The sequence below is a fragment of the Chryseobacterium sp. JV558 genome (assembly GCF_033712365.1).
Classification (GTDB): Bacteria; Bacteroidota; Bacteroidia; order Flavobacteriales; family Weeksellaceae; genus Chryseobacterium.
On the sequence record NZ_WJHU01000001.1, the window covers coordinates 416,788 to 439,039 of the forward strand.

The 22,252-nt window shown below is 36.7% G+C and carries 17 protein-coding genes; 9 read left to right on the plus strand and 8 right to left on the minus strand.

Going from position 1 to position 22,252, the window contains the following annotated elements; translation table 11 throughout:
• Positions 1 to 67: 67 nt before the first annotated feature.
• Positions 68 to 1,483 carry a leucyl aminopeptidase family protein gene (locus GFU89_RS01980; RefSeq protein ID WP_318845539.1) on the minus strand — a complete coding sequence of 472 codons (1,416 nt, stop codon included), beginning with the start codon at positions 1,481 to 1,483 and terminating at the stop codon, positions 68 to 70.
• A gap of 89 nt (positions 1,484 to 1,572) precedes the next feature.
• Positions 1,573 to 2,694, minus strand: coding sequence for an alpha/beta hydrolase (locus tag GFU89_RS01985; RefSeq protein WP_318845540.1), 1,122 nt, complete (start codon positions 2,692 to 2,694; stop codon positions 1,573 to 1,575).
• A gap of 200 nt (positions 2,695 to 2,894) precedes the next feature.
• Between GFU89_RS01985 and glgB the strand changes: the two genes are divergently transcribed.
• The 4 genes from glgB to GFU89_RS02005 are packed head-to-tail and all read left to right on the plus strand — an operon-like array spanning position 2,895 to position 8,074.
• On the plus strand, positions 2,895 to 4,841 hold the full coding sequence (gene glgB / locus GFU89_RS01990; RefSeq protein WP_318845541.1) for a 1,4-alpha-glucan branching protein GlgB: 1,947 nt from the start codon (positions 2,895 to 2,897) through the stop codon (positions 4,839 to 4,841).
• Positions 4,842 to 4,844: 3 nt separating this feature from the next.
• Complete coding sequence (locus tag GFU89_RS01995) at positions 4,845 to 6,251, plus strand: glycogen/starch synthase (protein WP_318845542.1); 1,407 nt, start codon at positions 4,845 to 4,847, stop codon at positions 6,249 to 6,251.
• 1 nt (position 6,252) lies between these two features.
• On the plus strand, positions 6,253 to 6,789 hold the full coding sequence (locus GFU89_RS02000) for a hypothetical protein (protein WP_318845543.1): 537 nt from the start codon (positions 6,253 to 6,255) through the stop codon (positions 6,787 to 6,789).
• A gap of 16 nt (positions 6,790 to 6,805) precedes the next feature.
• Positions 6,806 to 8,074 carry a glucose-1-phosphate adenylyltransferase gene (locus GFU89_RS02005; protein WP_318845544.1) on the plus strand — a complete coding sequence of 423 codons (1,269 nt, stop codon included), beginning with the start codon at positions 6,806 to 6,808 and terminating at the stop codon, positions 8,072 to 8,074.
• A gap of 74 nt (positions 8,075 to 8,148) precedes the next feature.
• Here the strand turns inward: GFU89_RS02005 and GFU89_RS02010 are convergent, their stop codons facing one another.
• Positions 8,149 to 9,609, minus strand: a complete 1,461-nt coding sequence (locus tag GFU89_RS02010; RefSeq protein ID WP_318845545.1) for a S41 family peptidase — start codon at positions 9,607 to 9,609, stop codon at positions 8,149 to 8,151.
• 162 nt (positions 9,610 to 9,771) lie between these two features.
• On the opposite strand from GFU89_RS02010, the gene GFU89_RS02015 reads away from it, so the two are divergent.
• The 4 genes from GFU89_RS02015 (at position 9,772) to apaG (ending at position 15,514) form a co-directional block, all read left to right on the plus strand.
• Positions 9,772 to 10,812, plus strand: a complete 1,041-nt coding sequence (locus GFU89_RS02015) for an SRPBCC domain-containing protein (protein ID WP_318845546.1) — start codon at positions 9,772 to 9,774, stop codon at positions 10,810 to 10,812.
• Positions 10,813 to 10,937: 125 nt separating this feature from the next.
• A complete protein-coding gene (locus GFU89_RS02020; protein WP_318845547.1) occupies positions 10,938 to 13,751 on the plus strand; it encodes a 2-oxoglutarate dehydrogenase E1 component in 2,814 nt (937 codons plus the stop codon).
• A gap of 39 nt (positions 13,752 to 13,790) precedes the next feature.
• Positions 13,791 to 15,044: a 2-oxoglutarate dehydrogenase complex dihydrolipoyllysine-residue succinyltransferase gene (gene odhB, locus GFU89_RS02025; protein ID WP_318845548.1), complete on the plus strand. Its 1,254-nt coding sequence runs from the start codon at positions 13,791 to 13,793 to the stop codon at positions 15,042 to 15,044.
• Positions 15,045 to 15,124: 80 nt separating this feature from the next.
• Positions 15,125 to 15,514 carry a Co2+/Mg2+ efflux protein ApaG gene (gene apaG / locus GFU89_RS02030; RefSeq protein WP_318845549.1) on the plus strand — a complete coding sequence of 130 codons (390 nt, stop codon included), beginning with the start codon at positions 15,125 to 15,127 and terminating at the stop codon, positions 15,512 to 15,514.
• An 81-nt stretch (positions 15,515 to 15,595) separates the two neighbouring features.
• On the opposite strand, the gene GFU89_RS02035 is transcribed toward apaG, so the two are convergent.
• The 3 genes from GFU89_RS02035 to GFU89_RS02045 form a co-directional block, all read right to left on the minus strand.
• On the minus strand, positions 15,596 to 16,150 hold the full coding sequence (locus GFU89_RS02035; RefSeq protein WP_318845550.1) for a 3'-5' exonuclease: 555 nt from the start codon (positions 16,148 to 16,150) through the stop codon (positions 15,596 to 15,598).
• A 137-nt stretch (positions 16,151 to 16,287) separates the two neighbouring features.
• A complete protein-coding gene (locus tag GFU89_RS02040) occupies positions 16,288 to 17,265 on the minus strand; it encodes a glycosyltransferase family 2 protein (RefSeq protein WP_318845551.1) in 978 nt (325 codons plus the stop codon).
• A gap of 6 nt (positions 17,266 to 17,271) precedes the next feature.
• The gene (locus GFU89_RS02045) at positions 17,272 to 18,156 is read right to left on the minus strand and encodes a lysophospholipid acyltransferase family protein (protein WP_318845552.1); all 885 of its coding nucleotides are present in this window, start codon (positions 18,154 to 18,156) and stop codon (positions 17,272 to 17,274) included.
• An 80-nt stretch (positions 18,157 to 18,236) separates the two neighbouring features.
• Here GFU89_RS02045 and GFU89_RS02050 point away from each other — a divergent pair, with 80 nt between their 5' ends.
• The gene (locus GFU89_RS02050; RefSeq protein ID WP_318845553.1) at positions 18,237 to 18,809 is read left to right on the plus strand and encodes a thioredoxin family protein; all 573 of its coding nucleotides are present in this window, start codon (positions 18,237 to 18,239) and stop codon (positions 18,807 to 18,809) included.
• A gap of 52 nt (positions 18,810 to 18,861) precedes the next feature.
• Here GFU89_RS02050 and GFU89_RS02055 read toward each other — a convergent pair whose 3' ends face one another.
• Positions 18,862 to 20,223 (minus strand): aldehyde dehydrogenase, encoded by a 1,362-nt coding sequence (locus GFU89_RS02055; protein WP_318845554.1) that lies wholly within the window; start codon positions 20,221 to 20,223, stop codon positions 18,862 to 18,864.
• Between the two features lie 445 nt (positions 20,224 to 20,668).
• Positions 20,669 to 22,231, minus strand: coding sequence for an MFS transporter (locus GFU89_RS02060; protein WP_318845555.1), 1,563 nt, complete (start codon positions 22,229 to 22,231; stop codon positions 20,669 to 20,671).
• Positions 22,232 to 22,252 lie beyond the last annotated feature (21 nt).

Here is a 22,252-nt window from a genome sequence, read left to right on the forward strand (position 1 = left end):
GCAATATCGTGCGGTTTTGAAAATCCACTAATCAATTATACAGAGTTTTTTTGTAAAAAACTAATTTTTAATGATAATTTTCAATTAAATTCACGAGGAGTTGAACTCCAAAACCTGTTGCTGCTTTCTCCTTGGCATACCCTACGTTTCCAAATGCTACTCCGGCAATGTCCAAATGAGCCCAACCAGTATGGTTTTCAGTGAATTGTTCTAAGAATTTTGCCGCAATAATGCAGTCTCCTACAGGCTTCAGAGAGATGTTTTTCATGTCGGCTACATCAGACTGAATATCATCTTTCCAGATATCCCATAAAGGTAGATTCCATACTCTCTGATTGGTTTGATCTCCTGTTTTTATCAGATTATTTTTCAATTCTTCATTATTGGAAAACATTGCGGCACAAGTGTCACCAAACATTCTTACAGAACTTCCTGTTAAAGTAGCCAGATCAATAAGGAAATCTGTTTTGTAGTTCTTAGAAAGATAAGACAGACCATCTGCAAGAATTAAACGGCCTTCTGCATCGGTATCAAGTACTTCAATGGTTTTTCCGTTGTAGGCTGTGATGACGTCACTTGGAAGCAGAGCCTTCTCAGAAACAGCATTGTCTGTAATAGGAAGAATGGCAATGATGTTCACCGGAAGCTGCATTTCAGCCGCATAGATTAGCGTTCCCAAAACAGCCGTAGCTCCACCCATATCAGATTTCATGTAATGCAGATTGGCAGAGCTTTTTATTGATATTCCTCCCGTGTCAAACAAAATACATTTTCCTACCAATCCGAAAGTTTTGGCATTTTTAACTGTAGTTTTATATTCTAAAATAGTGAACGCTGCATCATAAGCACTTCCTTGATTGACTGAAAGATAGGCGCCTAATCCAAGCTCTTCACATTTCTTTCTATTGAAAACGGTGTACTTTAACTCATACTTTTTTGCCAGATTTTTAAGGTATGCACTTAAGATATCCGGTTTTTTGAGATTGGCAGGTTTGTTAAGCCAATCCTGACAGGCTGTTTGTCCGTTTACCAGTGCTTCCGATTTCTGGCTGATAAGGTCTAATTTCTTCTGACTTACATTTTCAAAGTGTAATTCAAATTTTGCATTCCAGAAAGTGTGTTTTTTATCAAAAGGATAGTTATAAGTTCCAATCAACAGACCTTTTACAAATTCTTCGAATTGTTTTTCATTCATAAAATCTGCCAGGGCCAATGTAGGTACTGCCTGCAGCTTCTCTTTCTGTGTCTGTGAGAATTTGGCTGCAACCTGCTGGATTTCGAAATTTTGTAACGTAGATTTTCCTAATCCAATGAAATAGGTAATTCCTTCTTCATGAGCATTGATGAACACTTCATACTTCTTTCCTGTAAAAAAAGTTGAAATATTTTTGTTGAAATTTTTACTGGATTTTGTCCATTCTTCCTCTGTAAATACATGAAAGACTTGAGTGTAATTTTTGTTTTTTTTATTGATTAGTTTCATAAATAGATGTTATTTTTTCTAAAATCATACGCAATCACTCTTCATTTGTTCTTGTCTGTCTGAGAATTTTCTTCAGCGATTTTATAGACTTAGTTTTTAATGCTTTGTTGTTGTGGTTTCACTTCCACAGGGTTTTCTGTATTGTCATAGAATAACCATTCAATAGCCCTTGGGAATTCCTGTGACCAGTAAAATTCATTATGGGTGCCTTCAGGATTGACATTGGTCTTAAACTCAAAATCAAACAGTTTTTTCTCTTCCCATCTTTTCAGATACTCTTCAAAAATATGAATTCTTTTTACCATTTTAGACCCTTCCTGACCTCCGCCGTAGAGATAAATTTTTGTTTTATAAGGAACCCGGAAATTCATCATCGGAAAGTTGTTGTTCGGTTCTACCCACAGGGAAGGTGAAAAGATTAATAATTTGGAATAGACTTCAGGGTAAAGAAAACCACTGTATATGCTGATCAATGCCCCCAATGAGCTGCCTCCGATTCCGGTATTGTCACGGTCTTTTTTTGTTCTGTAATTTTCATCTACAAAAGGCTTTAGAGTGTCTGCAATAAAGCGGATGTATTTTTTTCCTTCAGAACCGTTGGCTACATGATCATTGTCAAAAATATATTCTTTAATTCTTTCTTCGCTGCCATGCTCTATGGCAATAATAATAAGATCACCACGGCCATATTCTGCAAGAATAGACAGTTTCTTGTCAATTTCCCAGTTTCCGAAGCCGCTTCCTTCATTGAATAAGTTCTGGGCATCCTGAAGATACAAAACAGGATATCGCTTATCCGTTGTATGATAATCGTAGGGAAGCAATGCCCATACTTTACGGTGGCGGTCAAGCTGCGGGATATAAAAATTTTCGGAAATCACTTCAGCAATGGGATAATATTCTTCTTTAAACGGCCCCCAGTTTAATCTCCATTTTTCTATGGTATCAGAAGTTTTGCCAGCAGATTTTTTTACTTTTCGGTTGGGCGTGATATTTCCATATTGGTCCAGCTCCACATTCTCCCAGCCTCCCTTTGTGAATTTGTAGTCAATCTCTTCGGGAAGTGTCTGATCATCAATTTCTATAAAATAATGGGAAGGATCAATTTGTTTAAGCTGAAAATTGTAATCTTTAGGGTTCCAGCTGTTGAAATTTCCGGTAATAAATACCGTTCTGTCGTCTTTTTCTTCGGTATAAAGTTCAAACCTCATCGTGTGTGTTTAATAAATATTGATGTTAAATGTATAAAAAAAAGATTGTTTTGAAATCATAAAAATGTGAGTTAAAAAATGATATATTTGATAGATAGACGAAAGCTGAAATTAAGTTGATGATTATTTGATGAATAATTCATCGCAATTGGCAGTATTTTTCGTAGTTTCAAAAAAAATATAAATACAAACCAGACTTGATGAATTCTGTTAAAACCTACACGCTTTTTACTGATCATGATGTGTATCTTTTCAAAGAAGGTAGGCATTATAAGCTGTATGGTAAATTTGGAGCACATTCTACGGAAAAAGAAGGAGTAAAGGGAGTGTATTTTTCAGTATGGGCACCTCATGCAAAGAAAGTTTCCGTTATTGGAAATTTTAATAACTGGAATCATAAAGATCATATTTTGTTTCCAAGATGGGACGGATCAGGAATTTGGGAAGGATTTATTGAAGGATTAACCTGGGGAACATTATATAAATATGCCATAGAAACACCAAGAGGTGAGATTCTGGAGAAGAGCGACCCTTATGCGGTAAGCTGGGAACAGAATATTCAGGCTGCTTCTTTGGTTTCTACTACCTGGTATGAATGGAATGACAAGGAATGGATGGATAACCGCTGGGAAAAAAACAGGCTGGAAGCTCCGATATCAGTGTATGAGCTGCACCTTGGTTCTTGGGTAAGGGAAGGTGATAATCCTGGTCAGTTTTTAAATTATCGGGATATTGCAGAAAAGCTGGTTCCTTATGTCAGAGAAATGGGTTTTACCCATGTAGAATTCATGCCTGTGATGGAGTATCCGTATGATCCAAGCTGGGGATATCAGATTACTGGTTTTTATGCAGCGACTTCACGTTTCGGCTCACCACAGGATCTGATGTTTCTCATTGATGAACTTCATAAAAATAATATAGGCGTTATTCTGGATTGGGTTCCCTCTCATTTTCCGGGAGATGCTAATGGTCTTCATCGTTTTGACGGCTCATATCTCTATGAACATGAAGATCCTAGAAAAGGTTTTCATCCCGATTGGAAATCCCATATTTTCAATTATGGAAGAAATGAAGTGAAGTCTTTTCTGATTTCCAATGCCATGTTCTGGCTGGACCGCTACCATGCTGACGGATTGCGCGTAGATGCCGTAACCTCAATGCTTCATCTCGATTATTCAAGAAATGAGGGCGAATGGGAACCGAATATTTATGGTGATAATGTCAATCTGGAGGCTAAAGCTTTTCTACAGGAGTTTAATACAGCTGTATATAAGGAATTCGGAAATAATATCATGACTATTGCAGAAGAAAGCTCAGATTTTCCTATGCTTACAAAACCTGTTCATGACGGAGGGGTAGGCTTTGGAATGAAATGGATGATGGGCTGGATGCATGATACACTGGATTATTTTAAAGAAGATTTTGTTAATCGTAAATTCCATCATCATAAGCTGACATTTGCTTCTATGTATATGTATAATGAAAATTATATGATGCCTTTGTCACATGATGAAGTCGTACATGGAAAAGCAAGTTTAATCTATAAAATGAAAGGGGACGAATGGCAGAAATTTGCCAATCTGCGTACCTTGTATGTATATATGTATACCCATCCTGGCGCTAAACTGCTTTTTATGGGGGATGAATTCGCGCAGACGAGTGAATGGAACTTTACCCGAAGTCTCGACTGGCATTTGCTGAAATATCCTGTTCATAAAGGAATGCAGGAAATCGTTAAAGAACTGAATCACCTGTACACCTCAGACTCTGCCTTTTATGAAAATCAGTTTGATAAACATGGTTTTGAGTGGGTAGAAGCAGATGATCTGGAAAATTCAGTATATGTATACCTGAGAAAAGGAAAGAAAAAAGATGATGTTGCTCTGGTAGCTTTAAATCTGGCTCCCAAAGTACTGGATTATAAAATAGGGATTCCTGCAGGAACTCATTGGGAGGTTATTTTAAATTCCGATGATGAAAAATATAGTGGAAGCGGAGTAGAACCTGAAATTGTAGAAGAGAAAAATGAAGAATGGCGAGGATATCCGAAATCAATGACTGTGAAACTACCACCGTTGGCAGGCATTATTTTAAGACAGAAGAAAGATAAAAAGTATAAATTACACAGAATTAAACACAAGAGATAAAGAATGGTTATTTATCATTTAAGTACAGAATGTTATCCTGTAGCAAAAGTTGGCGGTCTGGCGGATGTAGTAGGAGCGCTGCCAAAATATCAGAATAAAATAAAAGGAATAGAAGCTAAGGTAGTAATGCCGTGGTACAACAAGCCTTTTATATATGATCATGAATTTGAGTTGGTTTTTGATGGATTTATTCATCAGGGAACCAGTATGTTGCAGGTTCAGGTGTTGAAAGAAAAAACAAACGTTTTGGGATTTGAACTGTATATAGTGAGGATTCCCGGATTATTAGACCGAGACAACCCTTACGGCTATCAGGATGAAAGTTTCCAGTTTATGGCTTTCCAGCAGGGAATATTACACTGGCTGTGTGCTATGGAAATCCGTCCCGATGTTTTACACTGCCATGATTATCACACCGGACTGGTTCCTTTTATGGTAGAACACTGCCCGGAATTTCAATTCTTAAAAGGAGTGAAAACAATAGGAACTATCCACAACGGAGAATATCAGGGAATGATGAACTGGGGAATGGCCAACTATATGCCGTCTTTTGATTCTTATAAATGGGGATTGATGGATTGGAACGGATTCATGAATCCTCTCGCCAGTATGATTAAATGTGCCGATGCCTTTACCACCGTTTCCGAAGGATATCTGGAAGAACTTTTTATAAGCTTCCGCGGATTGGAAAGCCTCGTTCGCCAGGAATTCGGAAAAGCATATGGAATTATTAACGGTATTGATGCTGAAGTCTGGAATCCGGAGACTGATCCTATGCTGGACTTTAATTTTAACAGTAAAAATGCAGTTGCCCAAAAGAAGAAAAATAAAGAACAACTCTGCAAAGAATATGGATTGAAGCCGGAGCTTCCTCTGTTTGCCTTTATCGGAAGATTTGCCACAGAAAAAGGAGCAGATCTTTTACCGGATGTGGTCTGGAAAAGCATTAAACAAAGCTATGGAGCTTTAAATATTATGATTCTCGGTTCTGGAAATACCTATATCGAGAATAAACTAAAGGAATACGATTATACCTATACCAATTTTGCTCTGGATCTGGGATATAAAGAACATCTATCCCATAAGATCTATGCATCTGCAGATTTTCTTCTGATGCCTTCAAGAGTGGAACCCTGCGGATTGAATCAAATGTATTCCATGAGATACGGAACCGTTCCTGTAGTAAGATATACGGGCGGACTCAGAGATACTGTAGAAGATATCTCAACCGGAGGAGCAGGACTGAACTTTACTTATCCTGGTGTAGATGATATTGTACATGCGATGAACAGGGCGCTGGGGATTTATAACCAAAAAGGAGTGATGGAAGATCTTATTCATGCCAACATGAATTTTGACTTTGCATGGGAGAAATCTGCAGAAAAATACATAGCTTTATATAATAGCTGATATGACGAAGTTTTTTTCCTTTTTATTAATAATAGCCGTAATATCTTCCTGCAAAAAAGAAGATGACGGACTTCGTAATGGCTATTTCTGGCTTTACGGATCTGGTCTTAAAGATATGTATGGAGAAGAAGCTGCCAATGGTATTTCTGAAAAATGGAAAATAAAAACAGTAGATGCCGGAGGATGCGTTATTGATGGCGAATTGGAAAAAAAGATAAACAGAGCTAATAAAAGAACACTGGCCGCTATTACAAAAAAATATGGTAAAGGTTGGGAAGCAAAATATCATAAGGATATACAAGATTTTGCCATGAGAAGGGCAGATGTAATGGATGTTCTGATTGTAAACAAATTATTCAGGAACAAATTGAGAGACTGCAATATCCCAATTGATGATGTGAATAAACAGGTTAAAGAGCTTAATGATCAGGGAGAGTATGAAGTGGCAGTGATCAATTCAAATTTGAAATATGAAAACAAAGAATGCTTTAAAGTAGCAGTGAACACTAAGTATAGAACAGTAAACTTAATAAAATAAAAAACGCAAGATATTTATGAATCGAAATGTAATCTCCATAGTTTTAGGAGGAGGCAGGGGAACAAGACTATTCCCGTTAACGTATTCCAGATCAAAACCGGCTGTGCCTATCGCAGGAAAATACAGGTTGGTAGATATTCCTATTTCAAACTGCCTGAATTCAGGATTAAATAAGATTCTGGTTTTAACGCAGTTTAATTCTGCTTCCCTCAATTCACATATTAAGAATTCTTATCACTTTGACATCTTCAGCAAAGGCTTTGTCGATATTCTGGCAGCCGAGCAAAATGTAGAAAATGAAAGTTGGTATCAGGGAACCGCAGATGCTGTACGACAGTCGATGAAACACCTTGAAAAGTATGATTATGACTATATTCTTATTCTTTCAGGAGATCAGCTGTATCAGATGGATTTCAGAGAAATGCTGGATTTTCACATTGAAAATGGAGGAGACCTTACCATTGCTACAATTCCGGTCAATGCAAAAGATGCCACCGGTTTTGGGATCTTAAAATCTGATGACGAAGGAAATATTACTTCTTTCTATGAAAAGCCTGATTATGATATGCTGGAAGGCATGAAGTCTGAAGTTTCAGCAGAAAATAAACATACAGGAAAAGAGTTTCTGGCTTCTATGGGAATCTATATCTTCACTAAGACCATCCTTAAAAAGATGTTTGATGAAGGAGCTGGTGATGATTTCGGAAAAGACATCATTCCAAATTCTATTGGGAAATACAAAACATTGAGCTATCAGTATGAAGGATACTGGACAGATATCGGAACTATAGAATCTTTCTACGAGGCCAATCTGGACCTTTGTCTGGATCTGCCGCAGTTTAACCTTTTCTCTTCTTCGCCTATTTATACCAGAGCTAGAATGCTTCCACCATCAAAAATCAATGGTTCTTATGTAAGTAAGGCAGTTTTTGGGGATGGATGTATCATTATGGCCGATAAAATTGAAAATTCTGTGATCGGAAACAGAACAAGAATTGACAAGGGAAGTACAATCGTAAACTCCTATGTGATGGGAGCCGATTTTTACCAGAATACCACAGAAATTATACTGAATGACAGAGCTGGCCGCCCTAATATGGGAATTGGGAAATACTGTTATATAGAAAAAGCAATCCTTGATAAAAACTGTTACATTGGTGACAATGTGAAAATCATTGGAGGAAAACATATCCCGGATGGCGATTATGGAACCTATTCCGTACAGGACGGTATTGTAGTCGTGAAAAAAGGAGCAATTGTAGCTCCCGGAACACATATTGGATAAGAAAAGAATCGGAAAGATATTTTCTGATCAAAATAAAAAAGAAACCTAAGCAGGTTTCTTTTTTTGTTAGCATTCTATTTGGAAAATAAGGTCAGTGAATATTCTAACTCAGGATCTTTTTGTTCTTTTAATGATTGTAAAAAAAAGCTGGTGCTAACGGTGTGATTAGGAATTACACCTGTACACTTAGCTACATTTTCTTTATCATTACTGTTAAAGAAGATTTCCGTTCTTGGAATAGAAATAACAGACTTGGTATTGGGAAGTCTGTAGGTAAGAAACCATGCGGCTGTAGTGAAATTGCTGCAAGATCCGGTTTCCTTTCCTATGATTTGCCCTCTTTTTTCACTTTTAAATAACGATGCAAAATAAGTGGCTGCAGAGAAAGTACGGTTATTGATCAGTAATATAATTTTTCCATCAAAAAATATCCCGTCTCTTGGGTAGCTTTTCACATACGTGTTATCAAGTCTTGAGTTTCCGAAAAAATAATCTCCTTGTTCGGCTTTGTCAAATCGCTGTCTCATGAAGTTATTCTGGTCGGCAATATCCTTATCCGAATAATAACGGCTGGTCTGAGGATCTACCAGATAATCTTTATAATTGATGTCAACAACCTTAGTTCCGTATTGATATTCATTATTGAATGTTTTATCTTTAGCAATGAAAGAATACAGCAAAGGGACATTACTGATAGCTCCTCCCGAATTATTACGGATATCTATGATCAGTTTTTTAGCTTTCAGATCTTTCATTTCCTGGAAAAATTTCTTTAGCCTTTCATATAAAAAACTTTCATCATAAGAAAAAGACTTCACAGACAAATAGTACGTTTCAGGGTCAATAGAATAACCATAGATTCCATAGCTTTCTGAAATAAGGTCAATAGGCAATACAGAATGTTTGCTTTCGTAATAATATCTTGGATATTTAATACCTTTTACTTTTGCCGTTTTTTGTTCTCCTTTAAGCGTTTTATATTTCAAGGTGAAATCATTGCCCTGATTTTTCAGAACAAAAGGGATATAAAAAGACAGATCTATATCTTCCACTTTAATATTTCCGTCCGCAGCTTTAGGAACAGCCTTTAAAAGCTCCGATGAGCTTACCCCATTAACCTCAAGAATTTCGCTCCCTACTTCAATAGTATATGCATTGGTTCCGTTTACAAATAATTGCCCATTCTGTACATAGGTCTGCAGAGGGAAAAAGTAAATAGAACTTAAAACATTTTCAAAATAATTAGAATCCGAACTGAAAGAACTATGCCCGTCACCAATGATTCTGGTAGGATTGTTGATAAGCAGACTGATATAGCTTGGATCTTTTTTAACAGCATTACGCAGGGAATCTATTTTTCGGGTAACAACTTCCTTACTATGGAATCTGTAAGGATTTGGATGTTGCTTCTGAATGATATCCACTGCAATGTCAAAATCTTTCAAATAGCCGTCCTGAGGAATTTCCGAAACTGAGTATTGAGAATACGCAATGGTTGATAACAAGATCAAAGGAAATGTACATAACTTCTTCATAAAATATAGAATTAAGGCTTTTCCGAATCAATATACATACCATACATACCCCATGAGGATTTGATATTAATCATTAAATCAAATGTTTTTTTTAACAGAATTATTTTTTTTCAATGCAATCTGCATATTGTTCACTCGTTATATTTATACTATTTTTGTGCGATGCGTATTTTTAAGATATTAACTTTTATCATTGTTTTGTTGGGGGGAGCTTACGCTGCTTCCATGTACTATTTTGTGGATGACAGTAAGAACTTCACCATTGAAAAAGAAATTGATTATCCGGTAGATAAGGTTTTTTCTCAGTTTAATAACCTTCAGAATTTTACAAGATGGAACAATTTTTTCACCAGCTCGCAATCTATTGATATTGATTATTATACGCCGTACGAAGGGCAGGGAAGTGCCATCAGTTATGTGGATCCTAAAAATAATACCGATGGAGAAATGTTCATCAGGTACGAGAATCTTAATAAGACATTGAAATATCAGCTTTTTGAGGATGAAAATGAAAATCCAACGCTGGTTGACGTTAAATTTAAGCCTGTTTCTGCAGAAAAAACAAAAATAATCTGGTACGTACATACACCCAAACTGCCTGTCTGGAAAAGAGTAGAAAACTTCTGGACCGAAGATCGTTTTGCTGAAAATATCAACAAAAGTATGACGAATCTTAAAAATTCTTTAGGAAATAAAGTAGAAAAAGATAACCAGATGGCAGCCATCAAATATGACAGTCTGATGGTGGAAAATGAAGAAGACAAATTGCTGCTTGGGATCAATGTAAGCACTTCCAATAAAAAAGACGCGCTTTACAAAAATATCGTGATGAATTATAACAAAGCTTATAACTTCGTAACGATGGATATGGGAAAAAGAGATGATGAATTTGGATATCCCATCCTGATCACTGACGCGGACAATTATAAAGATAAAGAAGTTTCTTATTTCCTCGGAATCCCGCTTTCTAAGAAAATCGGTGTATCAGACAATAATTTCAATTTTAGATCCGTAAATCCGTCTCAAAATTATGTAATCTACTACAAAGGGAGCTATGAGGGGCGAATTCGGGCGATTCAGCAACTGATTCAGAAAGCCAAAAAAGACGAGATGCGCTTCGGAGATATCCGTCAGACCTTTATTGAACGTCCCATGGAAGGACAGGACGTGAACATGAAGCTCTCATTATCAGTATATAAGTGATTTTTATTTATTTATTTTTTTCTTAAGGTTTTTTAACGGTTTGAGACTGTTCTAACTCGGTTTTTTTTATTAAATTTGAAGATTAATTCTACAAATAAATTTTAATAAATAGATAAACTGTAATAATGGACAGATTTTCATTCCTAAACGCAGCTCATTCTCAGTTAATTGAGGATTTATACCAACAATACTTAAAATTCCCAGACTCTCTAGAACCATCATGGAAAGCTTTCTTTCAAGGCTTCGATTTTGCTTTGGAGAACTATGGAGATGACGATAACATCCAGTTTATTCAGGCTCCGGCCAACGCTGCCCCGGCAGTACAACAGATTTCTCAGGCAGTATCGAACGGAGAAGTTCCTGAGCACATCAAGAAAGAATTTAAAGTAGTAAACCTTATTGAGGCTTACAGAACAAGAGGACACCTTTTTACAAAAACTAACCCAGTTAGAGAAAGAAGACACTATACACCTACTTTAGACATCGAAAATTTCGGTCTTTCTAAAGAAGATTTAAATACAAAATTCAACTGCGCTGTTGAAACAGGAATGAAAGAACCTGCTACTTTAGCAGATTTGATCACGCACCTTGAAAGCATCTACTGTGATTCTATCGGAGTAGAGTACATGCACATCAACAACGTTGAAGAAAAAGATTTCATCAAGAGATGGCTTCAGGTAAATGAAAACCACCCAAGCCTTTCTGCAAACGAAAAAACAGAGATTTTATTAAAATTAAATCAGGCGGTTGCTTTTGAAAACTATCTTCACACAAAATTTGTAGGACAAAAAAGATTCTCATTAGAAGGTGGTGAAACATTAATCCCTGCTTTAGATCAGTTGATCTCAAAATCTTCTCAGTTAGGAGTAGATGAAGTGGTACTGGGGATGGCTCACAGAGGTAGACTGAATGTATTGACAAATATTTTCGGGAAATCTTACAAGCAGATCTTCTCAGAATTTGAAGGAAAAGAGTTTGAAGAAGATGTATTCTCAGGTGACGTTAAATATCACTTAGGATCATCCAAAAAGATCAAAACTGCTTCAGGAGAAGAAGTGTGTATCAACCTTACTCCGAACCCGTCTCACCTTGAAACAGTGGCTGCTTTGGTAGAAGGTATCTGCCGTGCAAAAGTAGACGACAAATACAAAGATTACTCTAAAGTATTGCCAATCATCATCCACGGTGACGGAGCTATTGCTGGACAAGGTATTGCTTACGAAGTGGCTCAGATGATGACTTTGGAAGGATACAGAACAGGAGGTACCGTTCATATCGTTGTAAATAACCAGGTTTCATTTACAACAAACTATATGGATGCAAGATCTTCAACATACTGTACAGACATCGCAAAAGTTACGGAATCTCCTGTAATGCACGTGAATGCTGACGATGCTGAAGCTGTTGTTCATGCGATGCATTTTGCGGCTGATTTCAGAGCAAAATTCGGAAAAGATGTTTATATTGACCTTTTAGGATATAGAAAATACGGACATAATGAAGGTGATGAACCAAGATTCACTCAGCCTAATTTATATAAAACAATTTCAAAACACCCGAACCCAAGAGAAATTTATAAAGATAAATTACTTAAAGACAGCGTTACTTCCAATGATGTAATTGCTAAAATGGAAACGGAATTCAAAGCTCTTTTAGATAAAGACTTCGATGCTTCAAAAGAAATTGAAAAGAACGTGATGGATCTGTTTATGTCTGAAGACTGGACAAACTATCCAATCGGGAAAAGAGGTGCCGTTCAGTTGCCAGTTGATACAAAATACGATGCAGCAAAACTGAAAGAATTGGCTCTTAAAATGTCAACACTTCCTGTTGATAAAAAATTCATCAATAAAATTACGAGACTTTTCGAAAACCGTATCAAAGCTATTAATGGAAACTCATTAGATTGGGCATTAGGAGAATGGTTGGCATATGCAACATTGCTTGTAGAAGGTCACAACGTAAGAATCTCTGGGGAAGATGTGGAAAGAGGCACATTCTCTCACAGACATGCGGTAGTAAAAACAGAAGATACAGAAGAAGAATATATCCCGTTAAGACACGTATCAGAAAGCAGATTTGATGTATTCAACTCTCACCTTTCAGAATATGGAGTTCTAGGTTTTGATTACGGATATGCAATGGCTTCTCCAAATACATTAACAATCTGGGAAGCTCAGTTCGGAGATTTCGTGAACGGTGCTCAGATTATTGTTGACCAGTACCTTGCTGCTGCAGAAGAAAAATGGAAGCTTCAAAACGGATTGATTATGCTATTGCCTCACGGTTCAGAAGGACAGGGAGCAGAACACTCTTCCGCAAGATTGGAGAGATTCCTTACTCTTTGTGCTAATGAAAACATGGTAGTAGCTAACATTACTTCACCTGCCAACTACTTCCACTTATTGAGAAGACAGTTGAAATGGGCATTCAGAAAACCATTGATCGTAATGAGCCCTAAATCTTTATTGAGACACCCTAAAGTGGTTTCTCCGATTGAAGATTTTGCAAACGGAACATTCCAGCCTATCTTAGACGATCCAACTGCAGATCCTAAAAAAGTAGAAAAACTAGTTCTTTGTTCAGGTAAACTGTACTTCGAATTATTAGCGAAGAAAGAAGAACTGAACTGTGAAAATATTGCATTAGTAAGATTCGAGCAGTTATATCCACTTCAGGCAGATGCTATTGAAGCGATCTTCAACAAATATGAAAACAAAAAACAATTGGTTTGGGCTCAGGAAGAACCTGAAAACATGGGAGCTTGGTCTTATATCCTGAGAAACTTCAGAGATACAGGAATCCAGGTAGTTGCTCCGGTACCAAGCGGTGCTCCGGCTCCAGGTAGCCACAAAATGTTTGAGAAAAACCAAAATGCAGTGATCAACAGAGTTTTTGATAGAGATGATGCTCCTGCAAAAAGACCAGTTACAGCTTAATTTAAATAATATTCAATTAAAAAATAAAAAATACTCGATATGTCAGTTTTAGAAATGAAAGTTCCTTCACCGGGCGAATCAATTACAGAAGTTGAAATTGCAACTTGGCTTGTAAAAGATGGTGACTATGTAGAAAAAGATCAACCTATCGCCGAAGTGGATTCAGATAAAGCAACTCTTGAATTGCCGGCAGAACAAAGTGGTATTATCACTTTAAAGGCAGAAGAAGGTGATGTAGTACAGGTAGGTCAGGTAGTTTGTTTAATTGATATGGATGCTGCAAGACCAGAAGGTGCTGCACCTGCTGCTGAAGCTCCAAAACAGGAAGAGGCTCCGAAAGCTGCTGAACCTGCAAAGCAAGAAGCTCCAAAACCTGCGGCTCCGGTAGCGGCTCCACAAACTTATGCAACAGGAGCTCCATCTCCGGCTGCTAAGAAAATCCTTGACGAAAAAGGAATGAATGCTGACCAGGTTTCAGGAACAGGAAGAGACGGAAGAATCACTAAAACTGATGCTGAATTAGCGGCAGTTCCTGCATTAGGAGGAAGCCCAATAACAGCTACAGGTGCAAGAACTACCACTACGACTAAACTTTCAGTTTTAAGAAGAAAAATCGCGCAAAGATTAGTTTCTGTGAAGAACGAAACAGCGATGTTGACAACTTTCAACGAAGTGGATATGTCTGAAATCTTCAGATTAAGAAAACTATATAAAGAAGAATTTGCTCAGAAACACGGAGTTGGACTTGGTTTCATGTCTTTCTTTACGAAAGCAGTTACAAGAGCATTACAAATGTACCCGGATGTAAATGCATCTATCGACGGTGATTTCAAAATAAACTATGATTTCTGCGATATTTCAATTGCAGTTTCAGGTCCTAAAGGATTAATGGTTCCTGTATTGAGAAATGCAGAAAACATGTCTTTCAGCGGAGTTGAAGCAAACATTAAAGATCTTGCAATAAAAGTAAGAGACGGTAAAATTACTGTTGATGAAATGACTGGAGGTACATTCACTATTACCAATGGTGGTACTTTCGGATCTATGATGTCTACACCAATCATCAACCCTCCACAATCTGCAATCTTAGGAATGCACAATATCATCCAGAGACCGGTTGCTGTTGACGGACAGGTAGTTATCAGACCAATGATGTACGTAGCAATGTCTTATGACCACAGAATTATCGATGGAAAAGAATCTGTAGGATTCCTTGTAGCGGTAAAAGAAGGTATCGACAATCCTGTTGAAATATTAATGGGAGGTGACGAAAGAAAAGGCCTTGGATTATAGTTTTAATGAAATTATAATAGAAATATACAATCTCGCCTTAAAAAAGGCGAGATTTTTGTATTTATTAAGAAAATGCTACAATGATGTTTTCAAAAATGACTTCCAATATCAAAGTTTCAGTAATACCTGAATATGATAGTAAGAACAGTTATCCATCCGAAAACCGTTACGTTTTTAAATACAATATCACGATAGAAAATGACGGAAGCTTTCCTATCAAAGTATTGAAAAGAAAATGGTTGATCTTTGATGTCGGATTTGGATACACAGAGATTATAGGAGATGGCGTAATCGGCCTGACTCCTGAAATAGGAACAAGTGAAAATTTCTCTTATTTCTCCAATGTAATGCTTCGTTCTGGAGTAGGTAATATGAGTGGAAAATACCTGGTGAAAAACATGGAAACACAGGAGACTTTCGAAATTGATATTCCGAAATTCAATCTGCTGTCTGAAGTGTTGAGTAATTAAAGATTTTTGTACCTGCAAAAGTACAAGAGTAATGATTTTATAGATTGCAGAATAAGAACCCGGGTTCAATAATCTGTTCTATTAAAGTTTTTTGATTTTCGCTTTCAAATATTCGTTTACTTCATCATTACTGGTGAGAAACAGTTTCTCAAAAGCCAGTAGAGAGATCTTTGCACATACTTCAGCATCTGCCCCCGCTCTGTGGTGGGTAAAATCAATCTTATGATATTCTGCCAAAGGTTTCAAACCATATTTTGGAAGGTAATTCCATGACTTCTTTGCAAGCTGTATGCTGCACAGATAGTTGATCTGTGGAGTAAACATCCCATAATGCTGTAAACATCCTCTTAATACAGAAGCATCAAATCCTGCATTGTGAGCAATCATAAGGCTTCCGTACATCATATCCTGGGCTTCATACCATATTTCATCAAAGGTAGGTGCATCCTTTACATCTTCCGGCTGAATGCCATGTACTGCAATATTGAATTTATTGAAATAAGGAAAACTTGGAGGTTTGATCAGCCAGGTCTTTGTTTCAACAATTTTAGAGTCCTGCACTATACAAATCCCCATCTCACAAGCTGAACTTTTCTCATGAGTGGCCGTTTCAAAATCTATTGCACAGAAATCCATTGTTTTGTAATTAAATTAGTTGCTGATTTTTTAGTTTAATGTTTCAGGTTTAAAGTTTACTTAAGAAAAGAAAAGTTGGTTTTCCCTAATCCCTACAACCTATTACCTGCCACCTATTACCTGCCACCTTTTATCTTCTACCTTCCTCCTAAAAAATGTCTAAAAATCAACCATTTTGATTGGTAGAAATTCTTCTTTTGATTTTTCTGACGAAGTTTCCATGTCCCCGGAAGCTGTCCATAAAACCCAAAATGAGCTCTTACTACAGCCCAAAGATGTGGAAAACCATGCTTTAATCCGAAATAAATTCCTGCAACACCATCCAGACATAATCTGAAGAAGATCATCCAGATCAATTGAGGAAAGGGAAGGTTTTTAAGCATCATGGAAAGGTTATTCCTGATGTTTAAAAAGGTCTTTTGTGCACTCTGTTTATTAAGTGTTCCGCCACCTACATGATATACGCTGGCTTTTCCAGTGTAGTAAATCTTTTTCCCGGAATTAATGAGTCTCCAGCAAAGGTCAATTTCTTCTTGGTGAGCAAAAAATCTCGCATCGAAACCATTCTGCTCCCAAAAGTCTTTTGAACGGATGAAAAAACAGCATCCTGATGCCCAGAAGATTTCTGTTACATCATTATACTGGCCTTTATCTTCTTCCAGATCATCAAAAACTCTTCCTCTGCAATAAGGATATCCAAGGTTGTCAATCAATCCGCCGGCAGCTCCTGCAAATTCAAAATAGGTTCTATTATGATAAGATAATACTTTAGGCTGTACTGCTGAAATGGAAGGATTTTTTTCCAATAATTTCAGTGCAGGTTCTATCCAGTTCTCAGTAACTTCCACATCAGAATTGAGAAGGCAGTAATATTCATTTTGGATGGCTTTCAATCCTTCATTATAACCACCTGCAAATCCATAGTTTTTATCGTTTTTAATAACGTTTACTGTGGGGAAGTTCTTTTGGAGAAACTCTATGGAATCATCTGTAGAAAGATTGTCAATAACAAAAATATCCGCATTCTGAGAAAATTGAACCACACCCGGAAGAAATTTTTCAAGCCAATTTTTGCCGTTCCAGTTTAAGATGGCAACTGCCAGTTTTTTCTGCATGTCAATCTATTTTTTTTCAGAATCAAAATTTTTGATAGCGTCCTGATATTTCCATTTTCTGTGTGACCAAAGGTAGTTGTCTGGATTTTTGTGTAATGTGTTTTCCAATAATTTATGAAATTTTCTTACAACTTCATTTTCAGTGAACTTTTCACCATCAGGATATATTCTGTGATAATTTACCTGATAATAACCACGTTTCACCTTCTTCATTTCACAATAGATAATAACAAGATCCATTCTTGTCGCTAATTTATCATATCCTATAAAAGCGGGCGTCCGTTGATTCAAAAATTCTAATCCGTAAGTGACATGAGCGTGGTGAGGAGTTTGGTCAGCCACAAACATATAGGCAGAATCTCCATTATTTTTAGATCTGAAAATATTCAGAATCACTTCATTGGCTTCCAGAGCTTCATTTCCGAATTTATTACGGACTTTTCTCATCTGATTCTCCCAAAAGTCATTATTTACCTTTCTGTATACAGGATGGCAATGTGCCTGGGGAACAATCTTTGCCAATGCATTGATCCACTCCCAATTGAAGACATGCCCAGCCAGAAGGATAATGTTTTTACCTTCCTTTTTAGCGTCATGAAACAGCTCCTGATTGATGTGCTGCATTCTCACCCTGGCTTCAGTTTCAGAAATGCTGAAAGATTTGATAGTTTCTACCAGATAATCTGAAAAATTAAGGTAGAATTTTTTTCGGATCTCTTTAATTTCCTCTTCCGATTTATCAGGGAAAGATTTTCTCAGATTTTGGGTGATTACCTCTTTTCTGTATCCTACCAGATAATAATTCAGGAAGAAGATGACATCCGAAAAAATATATAATATTTTAAGCGGAAGCTTAGAGACTAAGTATAATATTTTGATTAAGAAATTCATAAAACACGCAAATTTAGTAATAATAAAATTATGGTTCTATTTTTGCAGAGGGATATATAATATTTTTTTACTTTTATATTATGAAAAAATTGATAATTTTCGCTTTTCTTGGATTAAGCACTCTTGCTTTTTCACAGGATGTAAAAAATACGCCAGATAAAGGAAAGCAAAAAACAGCTCTTATAGTTCCTACTGAGCAGAAAGAGTTAGATGCAAAGAAAGAAGCTGCTGAAGAAAAAGCTAAACTTCCTAAACCATATGATCCAAAAGCAGATGCAGAGGCTGATATTAATAAATTGGTAGCTCAGGCTAAGAAAGAAGGTAAGAATGTAATGATCCAGGCTGGTGGAAACTGGTGTATCTGGTGTCTTCGTTTTAATAATTATGTACAGACTACTCCTGAATTGAAGGAAATAGTAGATAAGAACTATGTCTACTATCATCTGAACTTTTCTCCGGACAATAAGAATGAAAAGGTTTTTGCCCAGTATGGGAATCCGGGTGAGAAATTTGGTTATCCGGTTTTTATTATTTTAGATAAAGAAGGGAAAATGATCAAGGTTCAACAAAGTGATGTTCTGGAAGAAGGAAAAGGGTACAGCAAAGAAAAAGTAAAAGAGTTCTTTACTACCTGGGCTCCTAAAAAGGGATAAAATTTTAAAAAACTGCTTTATTTTTGAAGCAGTTTTTTATTTTTAGTGAGTATTACAGTAATTTTTTGATCCAGCTTAATTTTTTTTCAGAATAAGGTGGATATTTAATGTTGGGTTCACCCCAGGTAGCCTTTTCAAGAATTGCTTTTTGATGTGAGAAGGTTTCAAAACCATATTTTCCATGATAATTTCCTATTCCTGAACTTCCCACTCCTCCAAATGGCAGGTTGTCATTGCTTAAGTGCATCACCGTATCATTAATACAGCCGCCGCCGAATGACAGTTTCCGCGTAAACATCTCTTTCTCTTCAGAATTATTGGTAAAAAGATAAGCAGCGAGAGGTTTTTCAAGCTCTGCAATAGAATTGAGTGCAGCATTGTAATTCTGAAAACTGACGACAGGCAGGAGAGGACCGAAAATTTCTTCCTGCATAATTTCGTCATTCCAGTCTATATGGTTCAGAATAGTAGGTTCAATGTACAGTTTTTCCTCATCAAAATGCCCTCCGGAATAGATTTTTTCTTTATCAATAAGGCGCACAAGGCGTTGGAAATTTCGTTGATTAATGATTCTTGTATACTGTTCAGAATCCTGATCATATCTGAATTCTTTGATGTATTTCCTAAGCATTTCCAAAAACTGCTCCTGAATGGTTTCTTCTACCAAAAGATAATCTGGAGCTACACAGGTTTGTCCGGCATTGAGGAACTTTCCCCACACAATTCTCTTAGCTGCTATCTCAAGATGGGCATTTTTGGTGATGATAGCCGGAGATTTTCCGCCCAGCTCAAGGGTTACGGGAGTAAGGTGTTCTGCTGCCGCTTTGTAAACAATCTTTCCGACCTTTGTACTTCCTGTAAAAAATATTTTGTCCAATCTTAATTGTAAAAGAGAAGTTGTTTCTTCAATACCTCCTTCATAAACATATAAATATTCAGGTGGGAAATTTTCATTGATGATAGATGCCATCGCTTTCATGGTATTTTCAGCGATTTCGCTAGGCTTAAGAATACAGCAGTTTCCGGCAGCCATTGCAGCAATAATGGGTGAAAGTGACAATTGGTAAGGATAATTCCAGGCTCCGATCACTAAAATACAGCCGAGTGGATCAGCATACATTTTGCTGTTTCCCAATTGATTGACAAGATTGGTGCTTACTTTCTTAGGTTTGGAAAGAGATTTTAAATTCTTGAGGTAATAGTCAATATCATTCAGGATGAAAGATAATTCTGTTGTAAATGTATCAAATTTAGATTTTCCAAAATCTTTGCTAATTGCTTCATACAGTATGTTTTCATTAGAAATAATAAGGTTTTTAAGCTTTTCAAGATACATTTTCCGAAAAGTGGGACTTTTGGTTTGCTGTGTTTTAAAAAAATCTCTTTGGCTCAGTAAAATTCTTTCAATTTCCATTCGTAAGCTTTTGTATTAAACGTAGTGCTTTATGCAATATTGCTGCCTGAAAAATACGAACAATAAACCGGCCAAAGTGGATGAGAAATGGAGATATAAAATTGAAGATAATCGGTAGAAAAAGGAAACTTCTTGAAATTTGAGAAATACTGTTATTTTAATGAGAGCTTATCATTATTAACTTTAGTTAAAGAGCCTTTTAGCTATTACTTAATTTGAGTTTAACGCAAAGATCATAATAGATTTGACTGTAAAATGAGAAATTATGCTCGCAGAGGTGTTGACACTTAGCAGAGTTCATTCATTGTGTACATAGGTAAATGAAATGTCTTTGCAAACGTAAAATATTCATATAATTTTTATACCCTTAGCGTATTCCTGGCGTTTAAGAAACTTTCTTATCCGAGTTTGTCTGTTATTTGAGAGTTTATAAACTCAAGCTTCTTTACATTATATTTCTCACAGCTATTTTTGCAGGATGATAAAGCAGTAAGCAAAGCGCAGTAATAAATGCCAGCCAGAATAGCCCTGTAAAGATTTCCATATTAGACAGAAGAATAGATTGGGCGGTGATTTTAGCTTTAAAAGCTCCTGCTGTCATAGATAAAGAATCATTCACAGACAGTTTTGAAATATTGGCCCCGAAAAGTTGAGTCCACTGACTGTAGAAAACAGGATTGGTGTCTGTAAAATTGGCACTAAGTGTATCAGAATGTTTTAAGGTTAAAAAAAGCATGAGATTCTGCATAAGTGCATACCCGATAGCCGTTGTCCAGAAACGGGTTGTTGTCCCTAAAGCTGTAGCATTGGCAACATATTCTTCCGGTGTTGCTGAAATCAAAAAGAAAACAAGTGGCGTAAATAATAATCCCTGAGCAACTCCTTGCAGAAATAAGGGCGGACAAATCGTGGAAAGGGTAGTGTCCGGATAAAAAGTGTAGGTAAACCATGCGCAGTCGATGGCAAGTAAAAGAAATCCTGTAAAGAAAACAATTCTCGATGAAACTCCCCGAACCAGGCAGATTCCTGATAATAATATCCCCAAAAGAGTTCCTGCCACATTCCAGTACTGGATGTTTACAATATAATCCCAAGGCCATTTCCACACGGTGGCCATGATGCTGTATACATTATTCAATCCGGATCGGATCAGATAAAAGATAAAAAACAGGATCATTCCGGCGATCACATTTTTTGAACTGAAAACTTCAAAATGGAACAGCGGTCTTCTGGAATTTCTTTGTTTAAGCATAAATAATCCTCCTGAAAGCAGAAATATAAACAGGCACATGATGATGGTATCTGATTCCAACCACATTAATCTTTTTCCGTAAATAATAGCATAACCGCCAGCCTGCAGACATACCCAAAGTAAAAACCAGCTGGTAATATCCAGTTGATACAAAGGCTTTTTAGGAAAGAACCTGTTTCTGTTGAATAAAGCAATACCAATAACCAGTACGAATACATGAAAGTAGGCCATCATCAGGATCATATGCTGGAAGTCATAGTTTTCAATACTTGATTTCAACAGGGAAGTGGTTATTGTTCCTCCTGTCAGCATGATGGTATACATAAAAAGGTAAGCTACCACTTTGGCATGTCTTGTTTTTAGTTCGGCAATAATCAGAGGAAGGAAAATAGCTCCTTCCAGCAATCCGAAAATCCCTTCTAAAAACCGGATCACCAAAATAACATGATAATCATGAGTTACTGATAAAATGTAAAGAATAATAACAGAAATAGAGGCCATCAGCAGTACGTAATACTTCACGCTGAAATAAGCCATAAATCTTTGTATAACTAAAAGGGTAACCACAAATGTCCCATACATCAAAATCATTAAATACTGAATGTCATCTGAATCGACATCCATAAAAGAAGAAGTGAAGGCGCTGTTTGAATGCAAAAGCGACAACAACATCAGGTGGGGAAACAATGCCAGTATAAGAAGCGGCAGTTTCAGCCATTGTGGTACCCATTTATGATAAACTGTATTGTGTTGCATAATTTTTTGAAAGCATTAATT